Below are 19,704 nucleotides of genomic sequence, written 5' to 3' on the forward strand. Positions count from 1 at the left end.
TAGCTGTATAGATAAACAGGTGGAACTTGTTGACGATTCACGACGCTTGGCCGCAAAAGCCTGCAATGGGCTTGGACAGCCACCGGGCAATATGCGGGCGACAGCCGGTTTTTGGCGTTGGAGTAACAATTTCTAGAACGTGCTTACGATCTCCCCGCGCGTAGAGACCGCAATCACGTTCTTAAATAACGAGACACATCCCCTGACTATGCAAAACAACGCACAACGATTGTCCATGGCCCGCGTGCTGCTGTGTGGCGGCGCCGTAGTGACCCTGTCCATGGGCATCCGCCACGGTTTTGGCCTCTGGCTGCAGCCGATCACCCAGGAGATGGGCTGGACGCGTGAGTCCTTCGCCTTGGCGCTGGCGGTGCAAAACCTCAGCTGGGGCCTGATCGGCATCTTTACCGGCATGCTGGCCGACCGCTTTGGCGCCAGCAAGGTGCTGGTCTGCGGCGCGCTGCTGTACGCGCTGGGCCTGGCCGGCATGGCCTGGGCGCCCAATACGCTGATGTTTGCGCTCACCGCCGGCCTTTTGATCGGCATGGCGCAAACGGGCACCACCTATGCGGTGATCTATGGCGTCATCGGGCGCCAGTTGCCAGCCGAGAAACGCTCCTGGGCCATGGGGGTGGCCGCGGCCGCGGGCTCCTTTGGCCAGTTCTTCATGGTGCCGGTCGAGGGCCAGCTGATCGCCAGCCTGGGCTGGCAGAACGCGCTGCTGGTCTGCGCAATCCTGGTGCTCACCATCGTGCCGCTGGCCATTGCGCTGCGCGAGCCCAATTTCCACGCGCTCAAGCACAGTGCTGCCGGTGGCGCGCAGCAAACCATTGCCCAGGCTGTGGCAGAGGCCTTTCGCAACCCCAGCTTTTTGCTGCTGACCGCAGGCTACTTTGTCTGCGGCTTCCAGGTGATGTTCATCGGCGTGCACATGCCCAGCTACCTGAAGGACTTCGGCCTGCCGCCGCATGTGGCCAGCTATTCGCTGGCGCTGATCGGCCTCTTTAACATCTTTGGCACCTACCTGGCCGGGTCGCTCGGCCAGCGCATGGCCAAGCGCTACCTGCTCTCGGGCATTTATTTCATCCGCGCCATCGCCATCGTGGTTTTCCTGCTGGTGCCCTTGTCGCCCTGGTCGGTCTATGTCTTTGCCGCAGTGATGGGCTTTTTGTGGCTGTCCACCGTGCCGCTCACCAACGGCGCCATCGCGCAGATCTTTGGCGTGCAGCACCTGTCCATGCTCAGCGGATTTGTGTTCTTCAGCCACCAGATCGGCAGCTTCCTGGGCATCTGGTTGGGCGGCTACCTCTATGACCGCACCGGCAGCTATGATGTGGTTTGGTATGTGGCCATTGGCCTGGGCGTATTCGCCGGCCTGGTCAATCTGCCGGTCAAGGAAGAGCCCGTGCAGCGGCTGCCGCTGGCGGCCTGATAACCGAACTTTCATGCAACAGCCTGCACCACCCACCGCCCCCACTGCTGGCGCCGCGCCGCTGCGCGGCTGGCAGCGCGCCGCCATCTGGCTACTGGTGGCGGTGCTGCTGGCGCTGGTGTTCATGCTCTACGCGCAACCGGAATTCATGGTGCAGATGGCTGACCATGTCTGGGCCTGTTTCTAGCGCATGCCCCATAGCCCCGCCCCCTCGCCCTGGATCACCCGCTTTGCGCCACTGATACCTGCAGGCGCCCAGGTGCTGGACCTGGCCTGCGGCCAGGGCCGCCATGCCCGCTACCTGCAGGCCCAGGGCTTGCGGGTAACCGGCGTTGACCGCGATGGCGCGGCGCTGCAGTCGCTGCAGGCGGACACGGCGGGAGAATGGCTGCTGGCCGATGTCGAAAACGGGGCCTGGCCGCTGGAAGGCCGGGCGTTCGACGCGGTGGTCGTCACCCACTATCTGTGGCGCCCGCTATGGCCGCACATTCTGGCCAGTGTGGCGCCCGGCGGGCTGCTGCTGTACGAGACCTTTGCCCAAGGCAATGCCGCCTATGGCAAGCCTTCCCGGCCCGACTTCCTGCTGCAGCCCGGCGAGCTGCTGCAAGTCTGTGCCAGCTGGTCTGTCATCGCCTATGAGGCAGGGCTGCTGCGCAACCCGGACCGGGTGGTGCAGCGGATTGCGGCACGCCGCCCGCTGGACGGGGCGCCCATCCCGGCTGCGCTGCTGGCCTGAGCCCCGGCCCGCTTTGCATAACTTTGCGGCGCACGCAATGGCGCCCGCTCCTGCGCCAAGCCAATAGGCATGCGGTTTTCGCTTTGTCACACCTGCCACAAAGCTGGCCCAACTTCCTCCACATTTGGCTCCTATAGTTCAGTCATGGGCTCTGCGGAGAGGCGTAAACACACTCCAGTTTCTCTGTTTCACCCGCTTCTTTCTGTCCCACACCAGATCGCGGCCTGGCCGCAGAGCCTCTTTTTACAAAGGAATGCCATGAGTTCTCAACCACTTCGCCACCGTCTGCTGTGCAGCACCGCCGTGACTGCAGCCCTCTGGATCGCCACCGCCCAGGCTTACGCGGCCAGCCCCGCCAAGCCCGCGCCGTCCAAGCAAGCCATTGAGGCCTGCCAGGGCAAGAAGGCCGGCGAAGCCGTGCAACTGACACTGGACAACGGAAAAACAGCCAAAGCCACCTGCCGCATGGTCGGCAAGCAGCTGGTGGCGCAGCGCGGCGCCTCCATCGGGCCCTAAGGGCCGGTGATGACGTCCTGATCAAGCAACCCTTTTACACACCCACGCACTGTGTAAGAGAATAGCCGGGCAGGCATTGCGTCTGCCCGTTTTGCCGTTTGTGCCCACACCGCCATTGCCCCACCCGCCCTCTGTGACCACACCCCGACTTCAGCTGTTTCGCTTTACCCGTCTGCAAACGCGGGTGCTGCTGGCCATGGTGCTGCTGCTGCTGGGCCTGCTGCTGGGGTTTTTCGGCTTTTCGTACTGGAGCCTGCAGCGCGGTCTGGGCGGCTATGTGGCGCAGATCGAGCTGGGCCGGCTGGAGTACCTGGAGAGCCAGCTGCGGCGCGAGTATGCCAAGGATCCGCACTGGGTCTCGCTGACGTCGGAGCGCTGGAATGCGCTGACCCGCTTTGGCAGCCAGGCGGCCGTGCCCGTTTCGCCCCCGGCGGAGAGCGAGGCGCCGCGCCGCGCCACGATTGGCCCCATGCTGACCCAGCAATTGCGCCCCATTGAACGCCACCCCCTCTCCCAGCGTTTGGGCCTGCTCGACAACCAGGGCAAGCTGCTGGCCGGTGTGCCGCCCACACTAGGCAGCGCCAAAAACCCGCTGTTCGACAGCCAGCATATGCTGATCGGCACCTTGACGCTGAACCAGCCCGAAGACCTGAAAAACCAGATCGACAGTGCCTTTTTGAAGGAGCACCTGGTGTTCCTGGCCATCACCGGTCTGCTGGGCCTGCTGCTGGCCGGGGCCCTGTCCTGGTGGCTGAGCCGGCGCTGGATTCGCCCCATCGAGGCATTGAGCGAAGGCGCCAAGGCCTTTGCCAGCGGCCAGCTCGACTACCGCATTGCAGTCGCAGGCCACGACGAGCTGGTGGAGCTGGCCGACCGCTACAACCACATGGCCGAGCAGCTATCCCAGGCCCAGGCCCAGCAGCATGAATGGCTGACCCAGGTGGCCCATGAGCTGCGCACGCCGCTGGCCGCAGTGCGGGCCGAGATCGAGGCAGTGCAAGACGGCATCCGCAGCTTTGATTCGCAAACCGCTGCGCGCCTGCACCGCCAGATTCTGCGCTTGACCCAGCTGGTCAGCGACATGCGCGCCACCATTCCCACGGCCCTGGTCGTGCACGCGCCCGAGGCCGCCCCCGCGCTGCAGCTGACCGCCCACCTGCCCGCCACGGCCCGCCCGCTCGATATGCGGGCGCTGACCATCGAGGCCGTGGAAGCCGTGCAGATCCGCTTTGGCCAGGCCGGCATCGCACTGCCCACGGCGCAAGAGCTGCTGCATGCGCTGCCGCCCGCCTGGGTGCAGGGCAATGCCCAGCAGCTGCATCAGGTGCTGAGCAATATTCTGGAAAACAGCCTGCGCTACACCGATGCCCCCGGGCGGCTGAGCATCAGCGCCAGCTTGCACGGGCCCGCGCCCGAGTCGGGCCAGCGCTGGCTGGAGCTGCACCTCGATGACAGCAGCCCCTCCGTGCCGCCTGCAGAGCTGCCCCGCATTTTTGAACGCTTTTACCGCGTAGAGACTTCGCGCAGCCGCGCCAGCGGCGGCTCGGGCCTGGGGCTGGCGATTTGCAAAAGCATTGTGCAAGCCCATGGAGGACAATTGCAGGCCTCCATCTCGTCCTTGGGCGGGCTGCGCCTTACCTTGATCCTGCCCTTGATACACCCTGTTGCATGAACACTGCCAAACCCCGCATTTTGTACGCCGAAGACGAGGCCGATATTGCCTCGGTGGTCATCGACTACCTGCACCATGCCGGCTTCGAGGTCGAGCATTTTGCCGATGGCAGCCAGGCCATGGCGGCGCTGCGCGCACGCCCGCCGCAGCTGGCCATTCTTGACCTGATGCTGCCCGGCACCGATGGCCTGAGCATTCTGCGCGAATGCCGCGCCCGCCAGATCTGCCCCGTCATCTGCCTGACTGCCAAGGTCGAAGAAGTGGACCGCCTGGTGGGCCTGGAGATGGGCGCCGACGACTACATCTGCAAGCCATTTTCACCGCGCGAGCTGATTGCCCGCGTCAAGGTGATCTTGCGCCGCCATGCGCCGCCCGCCCCTGGTGCGCCAGCCAGCCTGGCCGCCAGCGACTGGCAGCTGGACGAGACCACCAGCCAGGCGAGCTGGCGCGGCCAGGACCTGGGCCTGACGCGGCGCGAGTTTGCATTGCTGCACATCCTGCAGCGCCACCCCGGCAAGATCTACCCGCGCAGCCAGCTGCTGGACCTGGCCTATGCCGATGCGCTGGAGGTGAGCGACCGCGCGATCGACAGCCATATCAAGAACCTGCGCAAGAAGCTGCGCACCGTCATGGGCGATGACGCGGACTGCATCCGCTCGATCTATGGCGTCGGCTTTGCCTTTGAAGGCTAAAGCCACGATTCAATCCCGCGTGCTGGGGCTCCAGAACGCCTGGCGCACGCCCGGCTTGGCCGCCAGCTGCTGCACCATCGCATCGAGCTCGTCGCCCTCCACCGATTGCGCGGCCAAGGTCGCTTCGATGACGACCTCGGCCTCGCCAAAGGGCTGGATGTCGATGTCGCCGGGCGGGTAGCCGCCGCGCTCGAGCACATCCTGCAGCATGGCCAGCGCCAGCCGCTGGTGCAGGCGCTCGGCCACGACAAACACGGCATTGGTCATTTCGGCGGAGGCCACATCCAGCGGCTTGCGGTTGATGGCGTTGACCAGCGGCCGCAGCAAGGTATTGGCCGCCAGCACCAGCACGGTGCCCAAGGCCGCCTGCACGATCAGATCGGCGCCTGCCGCAGCGCCCACTGCGGCCGATCCCCACAGTGTCGCAGCCGTGTTCAGACCGCGCACATTTCCCTCTTCGCGCATGATGACACCGGCGCCCAGAAAGCCGATGCCCGAGACCACATAGGCCATCACACGCACCGCGCCATCCGGCCCGGCAATGGTGTTGGCGCTGTCGACAAAGATGGCCGCCCCAACGGCGACCAGCACATTGGTGCGCAGCCCGGCCGTGCGTTGGCGGTACTGGCGCTCCAGGCCAATGACCGTGCCCAGCACAAAGGCCGTGACCAGGCTGATGGCCGTGTTGATCAGCGAATTGAGTTGTGTGTAGTTCAGCGCTTCGAGCATGGCGCCCTCCTCTGTAAATGATTATTTTTAACGCTGTTTATTGCCAGCCGTAGCGACGGATGTACCACTTTTTCATGACTTGCGTAAGACCCATATAGGCCAGCAACACGGCAACGAGGAACACAAAGTACAGGCCAGGCAGGGGCTCGAGCTTGAAATAAGGGGCCAGCGCACCCATGGGCAGGTAGATGCCGATGGCGACCACCACCAGGGTCATCAGGCCCACCGGCCAGGCAGCGCGGCTTTGGATAAACGGAATGCGCATGGTGCGGATCATGTGCACGATCAGCGACTGCGTGAGCAGTCCCACGACAAACCAGCCGGACTGGAACAGCGCCTGGCGCTCGGGCGTGTTGGCGCCAAACACCTTCCACATCACGACAAAGGTGGTGATATCGAAGATGGAGCTGATGGGGCCGAAGAACAGCATGAAGCGGCCCACATCGGCGGGGTTCCAGCGCTGGGGCTGGGTCAGCAGCTCGGGATCGACATGGTCAAACGGAATCGCCGATTGCGAGAAGTCATACACCAGGTTCTGCACCAGCAGCTGCATCGGCAGCATGGGCAGGAAGGGAATGAAGGCACTGGCAATCAACACCGAGAACACATTGCCAAAGTTCGAGCTCGCCGTCATCTTGATGTACTTGAGCATGTTGGCAAAGGTGCGCCGGCCTTCCTGCACGCCCTGGTCGAGCACCATCAGGCTCTTGTCCAGCAAGATGATGTCGGCCGCTTCCTTGGCCACATCGACGGCCGTGTCCACTGAGATGCCGATATCGGCGGTGCGCAGCGCAGCTGCATCGTTGATGCCATCGCCCATGAAGCCCACCACATGGCCATTGGCCTTGAGCATGCGCACAATGCGCTCCTTGTGCGCAGGGCTCAGCTTGGCAAAGATATGGGCTTCTTCGACCACCTGGGCCAGGCGCTGGTCGTCCATCTGCTCGATATCGCCGCCCAGCACGATGTGCTGCGCGTTGATGCCCACCTGCTCGCAGACCTTGGCGGTGACGGCGGCATTGTCGCCCGTCAGCACCTTGGTCTGCACACCATGCCGGGCCAGCGCCTGCAGCGCGGGCGCAGCGCTTTCCTTGGGTGGATCGATAAAGGCCAGAAAGCCGCACAACACCATGCCGGCCTCATCGGCCACGCCAAAGTTGCTCTGGCCCGCTTGCGTCTCGCGCGTGGCCACCGCCACCACGCGCAGCCCCAGGGCATTGAGCGCCTCGGCTGTTGCCACAATGCGCTTGCGCAGGCCCGCATCAAGGTCCAGCACGCCGCCTGCGGCCTGCACCATGCTGCTGACCTGCAGGATTTCCTCGACCGCACCCTTGGTGATGATCTTGCCGATGCCGGCACTGTCGCTCACCACCACCGACATGCGCCGGCGCACAAAGTCAAACGGCACTTCATCGACCTTGGCATAGGCATCGACCAGCGGGGCGCGCTCGGCATGGGCGAGCACGGCCACATCGAGCAAACTCTTGAGGCCCGTCTGGTAGTAGCTGTTCAAGTAGGCCATGTCCAGCACATAGTGCGAGACATCACCCCAGGCATCGAGGTGGCGCTCGACCGAGATGCGGTCCTCGGTCAGGGTGCCCGTCTTGTCGGTGCACAGCACATCCATCGCACCAAAGTTCTGGATGGCGTCCAGGTGCTTGACGATCACTTTCTTGCGCGACAGAAACACCGCGCCCTTGGCCAGGGTGGCGGTCACGATCATCGGCAGCATCTCGGGCGTCAGGCCAACGGCCACCGACAGCGCAAACAGCAGCGCCTCGGTCCAGTCGCCCTTGGTCCAGCCATTGATCAGCAAGACCAGCGGCACCATCACCAGCATGAAACGGATCAGCACCCAGCTGACCTTGTTGACGCCCATCTGGAACGCGGTGGGGCTGCGGTCCATCGCCGAGACCTTGCCGGCCAGCGCGCCCAGGTAGCTGTGGTTGCCGGTGGTCAGCACCACGGCCAGGCCAGCGCCCGAGACCACGTTCGTGCCCATGAACACCAGGTTGCACAGCTCCACCGGGTTGTGCTGTGCCCCATCAGGCAGCTGGGCAAATTTCTCTACCGGCATGGATTCACCGGTCATCGCCGATTGCGCCAGAAACAGGTCCTTGGCGCTCAGCAGGCGGCAGTCAGCGGGCACCATATCGCCGGCAGCCAGCTGGATGATGTCGCCGGGCACCAGCTCGCGCACGGGCAGCTCGCGTACGGCCTGCAGTGCCGACAGGCGCGAGGGCGGCGTATCCAGCTCCCGCCCTTCTTCATCCTGCGCCGTGCGGCGCAGCACGGCGGCGGTGTTGGAGACCATGGCCTGCAGGCCGGCAGCGGCCTTGTTGGCGCGGCCCTCCTGCCAAAAGCGCAGGCCGGTGGCCAGCGCCACCATGCTGCCGATCACCACCGTGGCCTTGGTATCGCCGGTCAGCCACGAGACGGCAGCCAGCACCGTCAAGAGCAGGTTGAAAGGCGTGCGAAAGCACAGCCACAGGTGCTCTGTGCGGGTCATCGCCTGGTCCTGCGCAATGGTGTTCCAGCCCGCTTGCGCACGGGCTTGCTGCACCTGTGCATCGTCCAGGCCCTGGCGGCTGGTGTTCAGGCTGTGCAGCAATGCCTGTTCAGGGGCATGGGCGGCGTCGCTCAGCCGCTCGCCCATGGCCTTGGAAATGCCGGTATCCACCGGCGTGTGGGCCAGTTGCTCCAACATGGGCAAGCGGCGGAAATGCACGCCCCAGTGGCGCGAGCGCAAAAAGTTGACGAATCCATTCTTCAGCAGGTTCAACATGACCCATCTCCCAGCCAGGGGCGCGGCTGATCCGCGCCGCATGGCGTCTGCAAGCAATACAGGCGTGCAACTGCGCGCCGCTGCGGTGCGGCGGCACATATGCACATCAGACAGAAGAAAGGTCAGCGACTGAAGGGGTCCAGCGCAGCCGATGCCGAGCAGGACTGCGCTGCGCCCTTGCCCACCGGAGCGCGGCGGCGCAGCATGGTCGCGAGCTGGCGCTGCATGCGGCAGGGCAGGCCCAGGCCGCAGCAAGGCGTAATGGCCCATGGCGCAGCCTTGCGCTGCAGTGCGCGCAAGGGGGCCAGCGAAGACATACGCAGTGGCATGAAAAGCTCCCACACCCGGCGTGGCAGCGCGCAACAAAGGCGCTCGCCACGGGGCAAGACTGGAAGATCGAATGGGATGCCGTTGGCGCGTAGGTCTAAGAAACTACGGCGCCTGACAGCTGCCCGCCTGGTTGGGCAAGGCAGCGCGCAAAGCTGGGGCGTTTGCGATTACCTTGCCTGTGGTCGGTTGGCCGCTGGCCAACAACTCGGTAAGTCCACAGGGTTACTCCTAGTAAAAAATCTGGGCGGATTGTAGACCAACGCCCCCAAAACCGCCAGTGGTTTGGAAAGCACAACGCAGTCTTTACCTGCGCTTTTCAGAACCCTCAGTCCAGCACCAGCTTGCGCTGCTGCACCAGTTGCTGGATCTGGGCGCGCGTATCGCTGATCAGCAGCGCAAACGCTTGCGGGCTGCCGCCCATGGGCACAACACCCAGCTGCGCCAGGCGCGCCTGCACGGCCGGTTGGCGCATAGCTTCTTGCGCTGCGCGGTTGAGGGTGTCGATCACGGCCGGCGGCGTGCCAGCGGGCGCTACCAGGCCAAACCAGGTAATGGCCAGGCGGTTGAGCGCCGGGTAGCCGGCCTCCGCCAGGGTGGGAACGCCCGGAAGCGCCGGCAACCGCTGCGGCGCGGCCACCGCAAAAGGCACCAGCCGCCCCGATTGCACCAGGCTGCTTGACGAGGGGTACTGGTCGCTCAGCACCTGGGTCTCGCCGGCCAGCGCACTGTTGATCACCGGGCCCTGGCCTTTGTAGGGGATGTGGCGCAGGCGTACGCCCAGCGCTTCATTCATCGCCTCAGCAATCAGGTGGCCGATGGAGCCCACACCCGCCGATCCGATCGTGTAGTGGTCGGGCTTGGCGCGCAACGTCGCCACCAGGCCCTGCAGATCGTGTACCCCCAGGCTGGGATGGGTGGAGAACACCGACGGAATCTGCGCCAGTGCCATGACCGGTGCCAGCTCTTGCAGCGGATCGCGGCGCACCGATTTGAGCATCACCGTATTGACGGCCAGGGTGCTGATGGTCCCCACGCCAAGGGTGTAGCCATCGGGCTGGGCACGGGCCACCGCCTCGGCGCCGATGAGGCCTGCGGCACCGGCCTTGTTCTCCACCACCACCGGCTGGCCCAGCGGCTCGCGAATCGCATCGGCCAGCAGGCGCGCCACGATATCGGTCGAGCCGCCCGGCGCAAAAGGCACCACCAGCTTGACCGGCTGGCTCGGGTAGGCGCGCCGCTCCTGCGCTTGCGCCGTCACAGCGCCGGCCAACGCCAGGCCCAGACAAAACAGCGCGGACAGCAGCGCAAACGCGCGCAGGAATGGAAAGCGGGACATCATGGCAGGTGGGCACGCAACATCAGAGAGGAGAATTATCCTCCCGAGCAGGAAACTGGGACTAGGTGTGAACTGTCAAGAGGTTGTTTGCAGATTTGAGCCTGGCCATCGGGGTAATTCGACCAATGCCGCTGTGAGGCCTGTGCCAGTTGTAGTAATGCTGCCAGCGATGTAAGGCTTGTGTTCGCTCAGCTGAATTCTGGTATGTCCAACCATAGGCCCACTCGCGCAGCGCCGATTGGATGAATCGCTCGGCCTTGCCGTTGGTCTGTGGCCGGTACGGCCTGGTGAACTTGTGCTGCACGCCCAAGGCGTTGCAGGCCGCAGCGAACTCCCTTGAGCGGAATGCCGCACCGTTGTCGGTCAGCAGGCGTTTGATGCTCACTCCAAGCCCCGCGTAGTACGCCACGGCGTTGCGCAGAAAGGCGACGGCTTGCGGCGTTTTCTCGTCCGGATGCATAGCGGTAAAGGCAATGCGTGCGTGGTCGTCAATGGCCACGAACAGTGTCTCCCATCCCGCACCATCGACCGAATCGCGCCGATTGCCTGTGACGCGGTGGCTGGGCCGAACGATGCGCCCGAGCTTCTTGGTATCGATGTGCAGCATGTCTCCAGGCGCATCGTGCTCATAGCGAACCACGGGCTCGGACGGCTGCAGATCGCTGAGTCGAGACAGGCCCGCACGGGCCAATACCCGGCTCACGGTGGACGCCGAGACGCCTGCGTAGCTGGCAATGCGCGACTGCAGCATGCGGCGTTTGCGTAGCTCAACAATGAGTAAGGCCTTGGACTCGCAGATGGCTTTGGGAGAGCAAATGGGCCTGGAGGAAGCATCGGCCAGGGCTGCTTCGCCGCCCGAGAGGTAGCGGCCCAGCCACTTGCGAGCGGTCTGTGCGGTGACGCCTTGAAGGGCTCCGGCCTGAGAGGCATCCAGGCCTTGCAAGGTCATCTGTTTGACCATCTCCAGTCTCCGGGCAAAGGTAAGTCGGGCATGCTTATGAGTGTTCATCCGGTTGGCTGTCCTGAGTGGGTTGGGTGTTTGGCGACTTCCAGTCTCTCAAATCCAACCCGGATGAACACCGGATACAACCTATTGAACCTTCACAACTAGGCCGCGCAGCTGGCCTGCACGCCTGGCGCCTCGTCCTGCAGCCCTTGGGATTGTGCATAGTCCATGCCCCAGTCGCGCATCGCAATCAGCACCGCTTTGAGGCTGCGCCCCATGTCGGTCAGCGCATAGTCCACGCGCGGCGGCACTTCCGCATAGACGGTGCGCGCAACAATGCCGGCCTCTTCAAGCTCGCGCAGCTGCAGGGTCAGCATGCGCTGGGTGACATTGGGAATGGCCCGGGACAGTTCGCTAAAGCGCTTGGTGCCATGGAGCAGATGGAAAAGCACAATCGGCTTCCAGGTACCGCCCATGACAGACAAGGTCACCTCCACCGCGCAACCACTTTTGCTGTTCAAACGCTTCATATTCTCTCCAACGAGCCAGTCGGCCAGGGCGCCATCCTAGCGCCAAGCCAATGCCCATGCATTGCTTACATTTTTAATACTAGACCACAAATATGTTGGTTCTGGCTTTCTGAGCCCGGCGCTTGCATGATGGCCGGGTGGCTGCGCCGTGCAGCCTAAACCGCTCTTCAAAGTGATAGCAACCCAGGAAAGAGAAACGCCATGAAAGCCATACAAGTTGCCGCCCCCGGTGGCCTGGACCACCTGCAGCTGGTCGACCTGCCAGCGCCTGCTGCGCCCCGCGCCGGCGAAATCCAGGTGCGCCTGCATGCCAGCTCGCTCAACTACCACGACCTGGCCATTGCCGCTGGGCGCTCGCCCACCGCCGATGGCCGCATCCCGATGGCCGATGGCGCCGGTGTGGTGACGGCCGTGGGTGAAGGCGTTTCCGAGTTTGCCGTCGGCGACGCCGTGGTGTCCTGCTTTTTCCCGCTGTGGCAATCGGGCAAGCAGGTGCCCTCCACCTTTGCCACCGTGCCCGGCGATGGCGTGGATGGCTTTGCGCGTGAGCACGTCACGATGGCCGCCACGGCCTTTACCCATGCACCCAAGGGCTATACGCATGAAGAAGCCGCAACCCTGACCACCGCCGGCCTCACGGCCTGGCGCGCGCTGGTGGTTGACGGCCGCATCGAAGCGGGGCAAACCGTGCTGGTGCTGGGCACGGGCGGCGTCTCCATCTTTGCGTTGCAGCTGGCCCATGCGATGGGCGCCAAGGTGATTGCGACCACCTCCAGCGCCGCCAAGGCAGAGCGTCTGCGTGCCTTGGGCGCCGACACCGTCATCAACTACCGCGACCAGCCCGAATGGGGCGATGCGGTGCTGCAGGCTACCGGCGGTCGCGGCGCCGATATCGTTGTGGAGGTGGGCGGCCCTGCGACCCTACCCCAGTCCATCCGCGCCTGCGCGCCTGGCGGCCATATTGCGCTGATTGGTGTGCTGACCGGCTTTGCCGGCGCTGTACCCACCGTGGAGCTGATGCGCAAGCAGCAAACCTTGAAAGGCCTGATCGTCGGCAGCCGCGAGCAGCAGCAAGACCTGGTGCGCGCGCTCGAGCAGCTGGCGCTGCGCCCCATCATCGACAGCAGCTACCCGCTGGAGAAAATCGCCGATGCCTTTGCGCACCAGATCAGCGCCCAGCACTTTGGCAAGATCTGCCTGCACTGGTAAGTGGTGGCGGCGGGGCAAGCGCGCTGGCGCCTGCCCCTATGCCCCCTATGCCCCCAATGGCCTCATGAAAAAACCGCCCCGGGCTTGCGCCTGGGGCGGTTCTTCATGGAAGGCGAAGCACGCTCAGTCCAGCAGCGAGATATCGCGCACTGCGCCCTTGTCGGCCGAGGTCACCAGCTTGGCATAGGCCTTCAAAGCGGTGGACACCTTGCGCGGACGGGGCTTGGCAGGCTTCCAGCCCAGCGCATCTTGCGCTTCGCGGCGCTTGGCAAATTCCTCGTCGCTCACCAGCGCATTGATCGTGCGGTTGGGGATGTCGATGAGGATACGGTCGCCGTTTTGCACCAGGCCAATCGCGCCGCCAGCCGCTGCCTCTGGCGAGCAGTGGCCAATCGACAGGCCCGAGGTACCGCCCGAGAAGCGGCCATCGGTCAGCAGTGCGCAGGACTTGCCCAGGCCCTTGGACTTGATATAGCTGGTCGGGTAGAGCATTTCCTGCATGCCGGGGCCGCCCTTGGGGCCTTCGTAGCGCACGATCACGACATCACCGGCCTTGACCTTGTCGCTCAGGATGTTTTCCACCGCCTCGTCCTGCGACTCGACCACATGGGCCGAGCCTTCGAACACCAGGATCGAGTCATCGACACCGGCGGTCTTGACCACGCAGCCGTCCAGCGCGATATTGCCGCGCAGCACGGCCAGGCCGCCTTCTTTGGAGAAGGCATGGTCGTAGGAGCGGATGCAGCCTTCGGCGCGGTCCAGATCCAGGCTGGGCCAGCGCGTGCTTTGGCTGAAAGCCACCTGGGTGGGGATGCCGGCAGGACCCGCCATGTAGAAGGTGCGCACGGCCTCGTCTTCGGTACGCACGATGTCCCACTGGTCCAGCGCGTCCTTCATGGTCTTGGCATGCACGGTGGGCACATCGGTGTGCAGCTTGCCGGCGCGGTCGAGCTCACCCAGGATGGCCATGATGCCACCGGCACGGTGCACGTCTTCGATGTGGTACTTGTTGGTATTGGGCGCCACCTTGCACAGCTGCGGCACGGTGCGTGACATGCGGTCGATGTCGGTCATCGTGAAATCGATGTCCGCCTCTTGCGCAATCGCCAGCAAATGCAGGATGGTGTTGGTCGAGCCACCCATCGCGATGTCCAAGGTCATCGCGTTCTCGAAGGCCTTGATGCCAACAGCGCGTGGCAGCAGGGTCGCTTCGTCTTGCTCGTAGTAGCGCTTGGCCAGCTCCACGATCAGGCGGCCTGCGCGCTTGAACAGTTGCTCGCGGTCCGAGTGGGTGGCCACCACAGTGCCATTGCCTGGCAGGGCCAGGCCCAGCGCTTCGGCCAGGCAGTTCATCGAGTTGGCGGTGAACATGCCCGAGCAGGAGCCGCAGGTCGGGCAGGCCGAGCGCTCGACTTCGGCCACATCGGCATCGCTCACATTGCTGTCAGCGGCCATCACCATCGCGTCGACCAGGTCGAGCTTCTTGATCTGGATGGTCTTGCTGCCGTCAGCCGCCGGCACGGCCAGGCGCACCTTGCCCGCTTCCATCGGGCCGCCCGAGACAAACACCACGGGGATATTGAGGCGCATCGCAGCCATCAGCATGCCGGGGGTGATCTTGTCGCAGTTGGAGATGCAGACCATGGCATCGGCGCAGTGCGCATTGACCATGTATTCGACCGAATCGGCAATCACTTCGCGGCTGGGCAGCGAGTACAGCATGCCGTCGTGGCCCATCGCAATGCCGTCATCGACGGCAATGGTGTTGAACTCCTTGGCCACGCCGCCTGCCGCTTCGATCTCGCGGGCGACGAGCTGGCCCAGGTCCTTGAGGTGCACATGGCCTGGAACGAACTGGGTAAAGGAGTTCACCACCGCAATGATGGGCTTGGAGAAATCGTCGTCTTTCATGCCGGTGGCACGCCACAAGGAGCGGGCACCAGCCATGTTGCGACCGGCGGTAGAGGTTTTGGAACGGTATGCGGGCATCGTGGTGTACGAATCAGTAAACAATAAGAATGCGGCCTGTCTTGCATAGTGCGGGCCTGGATATACGCCAGGGCCAGCGGGCAAGTTGGCGAGAACCTCTTGAGTGCACGCCGATGTGAGCGATGATTATCGCGCAGCTGGGCAAATGACGGAGACACTCGGGTTCCAGCCAGTAACGGCCGTAGGGGCAGCGCCCGGGCAGAAAAAAACCGCCTGCTCGGCGGTTGGTGCCCCAGCAGCCGCTGTCAGCGGCGCCGGCGGGCCGATTGGCCCAGCGCTTCTTTGGATTTTTGCAGGCGGCGCTCTTTTTTCAGCACCTCCTGCTCCATCGCCTTGCGCTTGGTGTAACCCGACCAGTCGGCCCAGGCCCACCACAGCGCAGCCAGCCCAAAGGGCGCCAGCACAGCAGTCCAGGACCAGGCCGCAACCGGGCCTATCTCCAGGTACTTCAACAACAGCAGAATGATCCCCAGGATCAGAAAATACATGGTCTCTCCATCCGCTTTGGCCCCTTGTATGTCGGTGGCGTAAAGCCCGTAAAGAATGCAAACTTGTGGAACATACTGGCGCCCCCGCAGTCTTACGCAGCGAGCCATTAGAATTAATGTACCTCATGCGCTAAGGAGATAACACGATGAACCGTATTCTGATTGCCACGGCACTGGCCTTGTCGGCCAGCGCACCTGCGTGGGCTGATCAGGCATTGGCCCAATCCAAGAACTGCATGGCTTGCCATTCGGTCGACAAGAAAGTGGTGGGCCCCGCATTCAAAGATATTGGCGCCAAGTTTGCAGGCCAGCCCGGCGCATCCAACATGCTGGCCCAGAAGATCATCAAGGGCAGCGCCGGCGTCTGGGGCCCCGTGCCCATGCCCGCCAACACCCAGGTCAGCGAAGCCGATGCCAAGAAGCTGGCCGACTGGGTACTGACCCTCAAGTAAAGAGCGCCTCGCATGCAGGTCGGGCCTGCTGGCCCACTCCGATGAAAAAACCACCTCGCGAGGTGGTTTTTTGCTGGCTGCGCAAGTGCGTCCTTTAGAACGTATTGCGCGGCGGCTCGACATGGCGCATGCGGTCTTCAATCTGGCCCAGGTAAGCGGCATTGCTGTTGTCCGACTCCTGGGCACGGGCCACCAGGTGGGCTTCCAGCTCTGCCAGGCGGGCCAGCAGTGCCGACTGGCCGGCAGCATGCTGGCTCTCCAGCACCTGGCGCAGCTCGGTAAAGCGTGATGCCTCGGCCTTGTCTGCCAGCTCGCGTTGGGCCGTCATCTCCTTGTTGTGGCGGCGCGCCTCCAGCATGACCGATCCCTGCAAGGACAGCACATAGGCAACGAAGATCACGCACAGCAGCACCGTCAGCGCCAGCATCAGCACTCCCAGCGGGGCGTGGATGGTCGTGAGGCCCAGGTTGACTTCCGATGGGGTGGACAGCACCTGCCAGTTGAGGGCCGCCAGGCCGCCGATGAGCACGGCGATGATGAGAAGAAGAATGCTGCGCATAGTGGATTTTGATGGCAAGAGTGGAATGCATAGACCATAGCACGATCTATGCACCAGCGCTTGTCAGCCAATGCTGGCAATTTCTTACCAGTTCTTCAGCTTTAACAACAGCTTGGCGCACTGGAAGGATCCAGCGCGCCATTTGTTGACATTTACCGATCAGTGGGTATCGGACAACTGGTCGAGGATCGCCGGGTTCTCCAAGGTGGAGGTGTCCTGCGTGATCGCCTCGCCTTTGGCGATCGAGCGCAACAGGCGGCGCATGATCTTGCCCGAGCGGGTCTTGGGCAGGTTGTCGCCAAAGCGGATGTCCTTGGGCTTGGCAATCGGGCCGATCTCCTTGGCCACCCAGTCGCGCAGCTCCTTGGCAATCTGCTTGGCTTCGTCGCCGGTGGGGCGCGAGCGCTTGAGCACCACAAAGGCGCAGATCGCCTCGCCCGTCATGTCATCGGGCCGGCCCACCACGGCCGCCTCGGCCACCAGGTCGGTCTTGGACACCAGGGCCGACTCGATCTCCATCGTGCCCATGCGGTGGCCCGAGACGTTGAGCACATCGTCAATACGGCCGGTGATGCGGAAGTACCCGGTCTTGGCATCGCGCACCGCGCCGTCGCCGGCCAGGTAGATGCTGCCGCCCATCTCTTCGGGGAAATAGGCTTTCTTGAAGCGCTCGGGGTCGTTCCAGATCGTGCGGATCATCGACGGCCAGGGCTTGCTGATCACGAGGATACCGCCGGTGCCGTTGGGCAGCTCCTTGCCGGTCTCGTCGACGATCTGGGCCATGATGCCCGGCAGCGGCAAGGTGCAGGAGCCCGGCACCAGCGGCGTCGCGCCCGGCAGCGGCGTGATCACATGGCCGCCGTTTTCCGTCTGCCAGAAGGTATCGACAATCGGGCAGCGCTCGCCACCGATATTGCGGTAGTACCACATCCAGGCTTCGGGGTTGATGGGCTCGCCCACCGATCCCAGAATGCGCAGGCTGCTGAGGTTCCAGTTGCGCGGGTGCACCTTGTCGTCCGAGTCAGCAGCCTTGATCAGCGAGCGGATCGCCGTGGGCGCGGTGTAGAAGATGGAGACGCCATGGCGCTCGATCATCTGCCAGAAGCGCCCGGCATTGGGGAAGGTCGGCACGCCCTCGAACACCACCTGGGTCGCGCCAGCGGCCAGCGGGCCGTAGGCAATATAGGTGTGACCGGTGATCCAGCCGATATCGGCCGTGCACCAGAACACATCGCTGGGCTTTAGATCAAAGGTCCACTCCATCGTCATCTTGGCCCAAAGGATGTAGCCGCCGCTGGCGTGCTGTACGCCCTTGGGCTTGCCGGTGGAACCGCTGGTGTACAGAATGAAGAGCGGATGCTCGGCATGGACGGCCACTGGTGCACATTCCTTGCTTTGGCCGGCCAGCGCCTCACCAAAGCTCACATCCCGGCCGTCCACCTTGTTCCAGGCTGTCTGGGTGCGTTCAAACACCAGCACTTTCTTGACGGTGTCGCAGCCCCCCATGGCCAGTGCGTCGTCGACAATGGCCTTCAGCGGCAACTCCTTGCCGCCGCGCATCTGGTAGTTGGCGGTGACGATAAGCACCGCGCCGGCGTCGATGACGCGCTCATTGACCGCCTTGGCCGAGAAGCCGCCAAACACCACCGAGTGGGTCGCACCAATGCGCGCGCAGGCCTGCATCGCCACAATGCCCTCGACGGTCATCGGCATATAGATGAGGACCCGGTCGCCCTTTTGCACGCCCTGGGCCTTGAGCGCATTGGCAAAGGCACTGACCTTGTCCAGCAGCTCACGGTAAGTGATCTTGGTCACCTGGCCATCATCAGCTTCAAAGATGATCGCTGTCTTGCTCTCCACCGGCGTGCCGATGTGCTTGTCGAGGCAGTTGGCGCTGACGTTCAACTCACCATCCTGGAACCACTTGAAGAATGGCGGCGTGCTCTGGTCCAGCACTTCGGTGAAGGGCTTGGTCCACTGCACATGCTCGCGGGCACGTTGGGCCCAAAAGCCTTCAAAGTCGGACTCGGCCTCGGCGCACAGCGCCTCATAGGCCTCCATGCTGCCGACGCGGGCCGTGGCAGACAGGCTGGCCGGTGGGGGAAATACGCGGTTTTCGACCAGAACGGATTCAATGGTTCCTTGGGCTGGGGCTGTCATGGGTGGGTCTCCTTTGCAAACATTGTAGGTATGAAAATCGCTGCTACTGTGGACCGGCGCACTTACAGGCATCTGACAAGGCTCCACTGCCTGCCACCGCTTGCGATAGACAAAACCAACCACCCGATCCAGGCGAGGAATTTTCCCAATCGCCACACTGCAGACGCAGGGCGCTGGCTACAATGCGCGACGCTCTTTTTAGCGGCATTTCCGCACGCGCTGAGCCAGCATCCGGACAGGCTGGCACGGACCTCAGCGATGGACGGCCGAAACACAGATTCCAAACCTGCTGCAGGGCACTCTCTCCACTACCCCCTCCACCATGTCTCTCCCTCAAAATGCTCCTTTGCGCCCCTTGCCGGCGCTGATTTTTGCCAGCCGCTGGCTGCAGCTGCCGCTCTACCTGGGCCTGATCGTTGCCCAGCTGGTGTATGTCTGGCATTTCCTGGTCGAGCTGCTGCACCTGGTTGAAGCGGCCTTTGGCAGCGATACTGCGCTGCGCATCCTCGTCACCTCGGTGGGATATTCGCCCGATGTCCAGATCACGGCGCTCAACGAGACCATCATCATGCTGGTGGTGCTCGGTCTCATCGATGTGGTGATGATCTCCAACCTGCTGATCATGGTCATCGTCGGCGGCTACGAGACCTTTGTCAGCCGCATGCACCTCAACCGCCACCCGGACCAGCCCGAATGGCTGGGCCATGTCAACGCCTCGGTGCTCAAGGTCAAGCTGGGCCTGTCGATCATCGGCATCAGCTCCATTCACCTGCTCAAGACCTTTATCAATGCACCCAATTACAGCGAGAAGGTGCTGATGTGGCAGACCATCATCCATGTGGTGTTCCTGCTGTCTGCGCTGGCCATCGCCTGGACCGACCGCATCCTGCACCCAGCAGGCCCTGCACACAAGGACAGTCACTGATCCATCAGCCGCTTCGCGCCCCCTCCAGCCCCGCCCCCGTGCGGGGCTTTTTCATGGGCGCTTTGGAGATCCGTATTGGCGAGAAATTCCTACAAGGCAACCTTTGGTTTTCAGATATCAGCAGTCATTTACCCTTAAAAGACAGCATCCATAGCACAAGCAACGCGATCGGTTCGCAATTGCTAAAATTGGGGTCTTTTCGGCAATGGCTCCGCATA

Annotated in this window: 19 protein-coding genes; 9 read left to right on the forward strand and 10 right to left on the reverse strand. The window is 63.4% G+C overall.

The annotated features are described in order from the left end of the window. Nucleotides 1-208: 208 nt before the first annotated feature. The 6 genes from ACPEE1_RS17170 to ACPEE1_RS17195 all read left to right on the forward strand — a co-directional run bounded on the left by ACPEE1_RS17170 (nt 209) and on the right by ACPEE1_RS17195 (nt 5,048). On the forward strand, nt 209-1,432 hold the full coding sequence (locus ACPEE1_RS17170) for an MFS transporter (RefSeq protein ID WP_232539561.1): 1,224 nt from the start codon (nt 209-211) through the stop codon (nt 1,430-1,432). 13 nt (nt 1,433-1,445) lie between these two features. After that, complete coding sequence (locus ACPEE1_RS17175) at nt 1,446-1,619, forward strand: hypothetical protein (protein ID WP_182345899.1); 174 nt, start codon at nt 1,446-1,448, stop codon at nt 1,617-1,619. A 3-nt stretch (nt 1,620-1,622) separates the two neighbouring features. Next, nucleotides 1,623-2,168 (forward strand): class I SAM-dependent methyltransferase, encoded by a 546-nt coding sequence (locus tag ACPEE1_RS17180; protein WP_182345218.1) that lies wholly within the window; start codon nt 1,623-1,625, stop codon nt 2,166-2,168. A 258-nt stretch (nt 2,169-2,426) separates the two neighbouring features. After that, entirely contained in the window at nt 2,427-2,684 is a 258-nt protein-coding gene (locus ACPEE1_RS17185; protein ID WP_133248204.1) for a hypothetical protein, read from the forward strand. Nucleotides 2,685-2,817: 133 nt separating this feature from the next. Next, nucleotides 2,818-4,356, forward strand: a complete 1,539-nt coding sequence (locus ACPEE1_RS17190; protein WP_232539560.1) for an ATP-binding protein — start codon at nt 2,818-2,820, stop codon at nt 4,354-4,356. Continuing rightward, entirely contained in the window at nt 4,353-5,048 is a 696-nt protein-coding gene (locus ACPEE1_RS17195) for a response regulator (RefSeq protein WP_182345217.1), read from the forward strand. The genes ACPEE1_RS17190 and ACPEE1_RS17195 overlap by 4 nt, the downstream gene beginning before the upstream one ends. Nucleotides 5,049-5,057: 9 nt before the next feature. On the opposite strand, the gene ACPEE1_RS17200 is transcribed toward ACPEE1_RS17195, so the two are convergent. The 6 genes from ACPEE1_RS17200 to ACPEE1_RS17225 all read right to left on the reverse strand — a co-directional run bounded on the left by ACPEE1_RS17200 (nt 5,058) and on the right by ACPEE1_RS17225 (nt 11,704). After that, nucleotides 5,058-5,777, reverse strand: coding sequence for an MgtC/SapB family protein (locus ACPEE1_RS17200; protein WP_116927246.1), 720 nt, complete (start codon nt 5,775-5,777; stop codon nt 5,058-5,060). Nucleotides 5,778-5,814: 37 nt separating this feature from the next. After that, nucleotides 5,815-8,562, reverse strand: a complete 2,748-nt coding sequence (gene mgtA, locus ACPEE1_RS17205; RefSeq protein ID WP_198424351.1) for a magnesium-translocating P-type ATPase — start codon at nt 8,560-8,562, stop codon at nt 5,815-5,817. Between the two features lie 122 nt (nt 8,563-8,684). Beyond that, entirely contained in the window at nt 8,685-8,891 is a 207-nt protein-coding gene (locus tag ACPEE1_RS17210; RefSeq protein ID WP_133248203.1) for a hypothetical protein, read from the reverse strand. A gap of 326 nt (nt 8,892-9,217) precedes the next feature. After that, a complete protein-coding gene (locus ACPEE1_RS17215; protein ID WP_182345215.1) occupies nt 9,218-10,228 on the reverse strand; it encodes a Bug family tripartite tricarboxylate transporter substrate binding protein in 1,011 nt (336 codons plus the stop codon). A 61-nt stretch (nt 10,229-10,289) separates the two neighbouring features. Next, complete coding sequence (locus ACPEE1_RS17220; RefSeq protein ID WP_423933322.1) at nt 10,290-11,237, reverse strand: IS481 family transposase; 948 nt, start codon at nt 11,235-11,237, stop codon at nt 10,290-10,292. Nucleotides 11,238-11,335: 98 nt separating this feature from the next. Further along, the gene (locus tag ACPEE1_RS17225; RefSeq protein WP_182345214.1) at nt 11,336-11,704 is read right to left on the reverse strand and encodes a winged helix-turn-helix transcriptional regulator; all 369 of its coding nucleotides are present in this window, start codon (nt 11,702-11,704) and stop codon (nt 11,336-11,338) included. Nucleotides 11,705-11,905: 201 nt separating this feature from the next. On the opposite strand from ACPEE1_RS17225, the gene ACPEE1_RS17230 reads away from it, so the two are divergent. Further along, entirely contained in the window at nt 11,906-12,913 is a 1,008-nt protein-coding gene (locus ACPEE1_RS17230) for a zinc-dependent alcohol dehydrogenase family protein (protein ID WP_116927243.1), read from the forward strand. Nucleotides 12,914-13,036: 123 nt separating this feature from the next. Here ACPEE1_RS17230 and ilvD read toward each other — a convergent pair whose 3' ends face one another. Beyond that, on the reverse strand, nt 13,037-14,902 hold the full coding sequence (ilvD, locus tag ACPEE1_RS17235) for a dihydroxy-acid dehydratase (protein ID WP_116927242.1): 1,866 nt from the start codon (nt 14,900-14,902) through the stop codon (nt 13,037-13,039). Nucleotides 14,903-15,147: 245 nt separating this feature from the next. Next, nucleotides 15,148-15,390: a TIGR04438 family Trp-rich protein gene (locus ACPEE1_RS17240; RefSeq protein ID WP_021027701.1), complete on the reverse strand. Its 243-nt coding sequence runs from the start codon at nt 15,388-15,390 to the stop codon at nt 15,148-15,150. A gap of 146 nt (nt 15,391-15,536) precedes the next feature. On the opposite strand from ACPEE1_RS17240, the gene ACPEE1_RS17245 reads away from it, so the two are divergent. Next, on the forward strand, nt 15,537-15,842 hold the full coding sequence (locus ACPEE1_RS17245; RefSeq protein WP_021027702.1) for a c-type cytochrome: 306 nt from the start codon (nt 15,537-15,539) through the stop codon (nt 15,840-15,842). A gap of 94 nt (nt 15,843-15,936) precedes the next feature. Here the strand turns inward: ACPEE1_RS17245 and ACPEE1_RS17250 are convergent, their stop codons facing one another. Both ACPEE1_RS17250 and acs read right to left on the reverse strand, forming a co-directional pair. Further along, nucleotides 15,937-16,401 carry a LapA family protein gene (locus ACPEE1_RS17250; protein ID WP_116927241.1) on the reverse strand — a complete coding sequence of 155 codons (465 nt, stop codon included), beginning with the start codon at nt 16,399-16,401 and terminating at the stop codon, nt 15,937-15,939. A gap of 159 nt (nt 16,402-16,560) precedes the next feature. Continuing rightward, complete coding sequence (gene acs, locus ACPEE1_RS17255; protein ID WP_182345213.1) at nt 16,561-18,561, reverse strand: acetate--CoA ligase; 2,001 nt, start codon at nt 18,559-18,561, stop codon at nt 16,561-16,563. A 322-nt stretch (nt 18,562-18,883) separates the two neighbouring features. Here acs and ACPEE1_RS17260 point away from each other — a divergent pair, with 322 nt between their 5' ends. After that, nucleotides 18,884-19,486 (forward strand): TIGR00645 family protein, encoded by a 603-nt coding sequence (locus tag ACPEE1_RS17260; protein WP_027011086.1) that lies wholly within the window; start codon nt 18,884-18,886, stop codon nt 19,484-19,486. The last annotated feature ends 218 nt before the right edge of the window (nt 19,487-19,704 follow it).

The sequence above is a fragment of the Comamonas sp. 23 genome (assembly GCF_049601575.1).
GTDB lineage: Bacteria > Pseudomonadota > Gammaproteobacteria > Burkholderiales > Burkholderiaceae_C > Comamonas > Comamonas squillarum.